Source organism: Serratia sp. (in: enterobacteria) (assembly GCF_046715635.1).
GTDB lineage: Bacteria > Pseudomonadota > Gammaproteobacteria > Enterobacterales > Enterobacteriaceae > Chania.
The window spans coordinates 1-3,675 of the sequence record NZ_JBKJYW010000111.1 but is presented as its reverse complement, the minus strand read 5'-3'; the positions used below and the strand labels follow the sequence as shown (position 1 = coordinate 3,675).

The 3,675-nt window shown below is 53.1% G+C and carries 3 protein-coding genes; 2 read left to right on the top strand and 1 reads right to left on the bottom strand.

All coding sequences use genetic code 11. From position 1 onward, the window contains the following. Nucleotides 1-369: 369 nt before the first annotated feature. Nucleotides 370-921, top strand: a complete 552-nt coding sequence (locus ACLQ7H_RS05395) for a YtfJ family protein (RefSeq protein WP_411751790.1) — start codon at nucleotides 370-372, stop codon at nucleotides 919-921. A gap of 41 nt (nucleotides 922-962) precedes the next feature. Here the strand turns inward: ACLQ7H_RS05395 and cysQ are convergent, their stop codons facing one another. Continuing rightward, the gene (gene cysQ, locus ACLQ7H_RS05390; protein WP_411751789.1) at nucleotides 963-1,703 is read right to left on the bottom strand and encodes a 3'(2'),5'-bisphosphate nucleotidase CysQ; all 741 of its coding nucleotides are present in this window, start codon (nucleotides 1,701-1,703) and stop codon (nucleotides 963-965) included. 254 nt (nucleotides 1,704-1,957) lie between these two features. Between cysQ and ACLQ7H_RS05385 the strand changes: the two genes are divergently transcribed. After that, nucleotides 1,958-3,675, top strand: a 1,718-nt coding sequence (locus ACLQ7H_RS05385) for a bifunctional 2',3'-cyclic-nucleotide 2'-phosphodiesterase/3'-nucleotidase (RefSeq protein WP_411751788.1), incomplete at its 3' end; no start/stop codon positions are given.

Genomic DNA, 3,675 nt, shown 5'->3' with positions numbered 1-3,675 from the left:
AGCCACTTTCAGTGGGTTATAACGCTGGAAGATTCTCATAGTTGTTACTCTCCTCCCGTTGGATCCATGCGCTCAGCGAGCGGCCAAAGTGGCCACCTCGACATTCGGAGCGCAACTTGATTGCTTTCTAGTAGACTGAGTAAAGACCATTTCGTTCCACTCTGCCTGGATTTCTATTCTGGATTTACACTTACTGACAGAATTGTGTATACCTATTTATAACCTTTGCAGTATATCCATTCAAAAATCGTGTGATTGCCGCCAGAAGGAAAAACTGCGATCCGGTTAACAGGACAGACCTCGGATGAGCACCTATGCTTTAATCACCTTGAGTCATATTGAGACTTATTTCCCTCTGCAGGAGAATGCATGAAAAATAGCATGCTGATAATATCGCTGCTGTTGGCCCCGATGTTGGCCTCTGCTCACAACCTTCAACTCCACCAGCGCGTGGCACCGATCGGCGTCAGCGATAAAGGCGAGTTGGACTATGTTGATAATAAGTTTAGCTACAAAGGCTGGAATAGCGCGCAGCTCGGTGGAAAAGTGCGAGTGGTGCAGCATATTGCTGGCCGCACTTCGGCCAAAGAGCTCAACGATCCGCTGATTGAAGCCATCAAAACCGCCAAGCTACCGCACGATCGTTACCAAACGACGACCATCGTCAATACCGACGACGCCATCATCGGCACCGCCATTTTTGTGCGTAACAGTATTGAAGACAGCAAGAAAGAGTTCCCTTGGTCGCAGTTCATTGTCGACAGTAATGGCAACGTCAAAAAGGCCTGGGATTTGCAGCCAAAAGGCTCGGCAATTGTGGTGCTTGATAAAGAAGGCAAGATCCAGTTCGCCAAAGATGGCGCACTGACGCCGCAAGAGGTGCAGCAGGTCATGGATATGCTGCACCAGTTGCTGAAATAGCGCTTAAACGGCGTCCCGCACGGCGATGAGCGGGGCGCTGCCTAAAACAGAGAAACCCTAAAGCCAGGGTTCAGGAAAGACTCACGCGGAGTGTATAACAGCGGCTTACCCTGCCAATCGTGGATCTGAGCCCCGGCAGCTACCGCTACCGCGTGCCCTGCCGCCGTATCCCAGATATTGGTTGGCCCAAACCGTGGGTAAAGCTGCGCCCGCCCTTCCGCCACCAGGCAGAACTTCAGCGATGAGCCTACCGAGATGGTTTGGTGTTCGCCCAACTGTTGCAGATAATCCTGTAATTCATCATCGCTATGAGAACGGCTGACGACCACCAACGGCGGTACTGCATTGCTCACGCCGATCTCAAGACGCCGGCCCCCTTCTTCCTTCCAGGCCTTGCCACGCTCGGCCAGATACAACACATCCATCGCCGGGGCGTAGACCACTCCCATTACCGCCTCCCCCTCTTCGATCAGCGCGATATTTACCGTGAACTCACCGTTACGGTTTAAAAACTCTTTGGTACCGTCCAGCGGATCGACCAACCAGTAACGCGTCCAGTTACGGCGAACTTCCCAGGTGGGAGGATCTTCCTCTGACAGTAGTGGGATTTCCGGCGTCAGTGCCGCCAGACCCCGTTTGATAATATGGTGCGCGGCCAAATCCGCGGCGGTCACCGGTGAGTCATCTTTTTTCTGTGCCACATCAAGCGGTTGTTCACCATGATATACCGCCATGATCGCCGTACCCGCCTCGCGGGACAGCTGGCAAATCTGCTCCAACATAGTGCACCTCAGACATTCAGTTGCGTGGGACATTTCCCCTTTCTATAGCTTGCAGCCTAGTTTTTTTTTGGCGGAATATCCATCTCAACTCGCTAAGCTGCGGTATTTACTCAAGTCTTCTCCGTCACAACTTTGCATATCGGTAGGTTACATTCGGCCAGTTTATGCCAAACTTCACAGTTTTATGAGAGAGGGAGTGGTAATTACATACCCCCTTGAGATGCCCCTCGAAGAATAATTCAATGGAGATAACCATGATCAAGCGCCCTTTGGGACTATCTGCCCTGGCCCTGCTGGTCTGCGCCTCAACGCAGGCAGCCACGGTTGACCTGCGCGTGCTGGAAACCAGCGACCTACACGGCAATATGATGGACTTCGACTATTACAAGGATAAGCCCACCGATAAATTCGGCCTGGTGCGTACCGCCAGCCTAATCCAACATGCTCGCCAGCAGGTGACCAACAGCGTACTGGTCGATAATGGTGACATCATCCAGGGCAGCCCAATGGCTGACTATATGGCCGCCAAGGGATTGCAACCCGGTGATATCCACCCGGTCTACAAGGCGATGAATACCCTGGATTATGTGGTGGGCAATATCGGTAATCACGAGTTCAACTACGGGCTCGACTATCTGAAGAATGCCCTGGCCGGCGCCAAATTCCCCTACGTCAACGCCAACGTCATCGATGCCACCACGCAAAAACCGCTGTTCACTCCCTACATTATTGTCGATACCCCGGTAAAAGACCGTGATGGCAAAGCTCATACTTTACGTATCGGCTATATCGGCTTTGTGCCGCCGCAGATAATGGTGTGGGACAAAGCCAACCTGCAGGGAAAAGTGACCGTTAACGACATCACCGAAACGGCTAAACACTACGTACCGGAAATGCGCAAACAAGGGGCCGATCTGGTCGTCGCGATCCCCCACTCTGGCCTTTCCAGCGACCCCTATAAGGCCATGGCGGAAAACTCGGTATACTATCTCAGCCAGGTTCCAGGCATCGATGCCATCATGTTCGGCCATGCGCATGCGGTATTCCCCAGCAAGGACTTCGCCAATATCAAAGGCGCGGATCTCGAAAAAGGTTTGCTGAACGGCGTACCTGCAGTGATGCCCGGCCAATGGGGCGATCATCTCGGCATCGTGGATCTGCAATTGAATAACGATGGCGGAAATTGGAAGGTTACGGCAGAAAAAGCGCAAGCCAGACCGGTTTATGACAAAGAGAACAAGCGTTCGTTGGCAGTGGAAGATCCCGCGCTGGTCAAGGTGTTAGAGGAAGATCATAAGGGAACGCGTGAGTTTGTCAGCAAGCCTATCGGCAAGTCCGACGGCAATATGTACAGCTACCTGGCCCTGATCCAGGACGATCCTACCGTGCAGATCGTCAACAATGCGCAAAGAGCCTACGTTGAGCACTATATTCAAGGCGATCCGGATCTGGCCGATCTACCGGTATTGGCCGCCGCAGCACCGTTCAAAGTGGGTGGTCGCAAGAACGATCCCGCCAGCTTTGTCGAGGTGGAAAAAGGCCAGCTCACCTTCCGCAATGCCGCCGATCTGTATCTCTATCCCAATACCTTGGTGGTGGTCAAAGCCAGCGGTAAGGAAGTGAAGGAGTGGTTGGAATGCTCCGCCGGGCAGTTCAACCAAATTGACGTTAACAGCAGCAAACCGCAGGGGCTGATCAATTGGGATGGTTTCCGCACTTATAATTTCGACGTGATCGACGGCGTCAATTATCAGATCGACGTCAGCCAACCGGCACGTTACGACGGAGAGTGTACGCTGATCAATGACCAGGCGGAGCGTATCAAGCAGCTGACCTTCAAGGGCAAGCCGATCGATCCTGACGCCCAGTTCCTGGTGGCGACCAACAACTACCGCGCCTACGGCGGCAAGTTTGCCGGAACGGGCGATAAGCATATTGCCTTTGCTTCACCGGATGAGAACCGCGCGGTATT

What these genes read in the sequence shown, in the direction of transcription:
- ACLQ7H_RS05395 (WP_411751790.1), top strand. Translation starts at nt 370, where the DNA reads ATGAAAAATAGCATGCTGATAATATCGCTGCTGTTGGCCCCGATGTTG.
- cysQ (WP_411751789.1), bottom strand. Translation starts at nt 1,703, where the DNA reads ATGTTGGAGCAGATTTGCCAGCTGTCCCGCGAGGCGGGTACGGCGATC.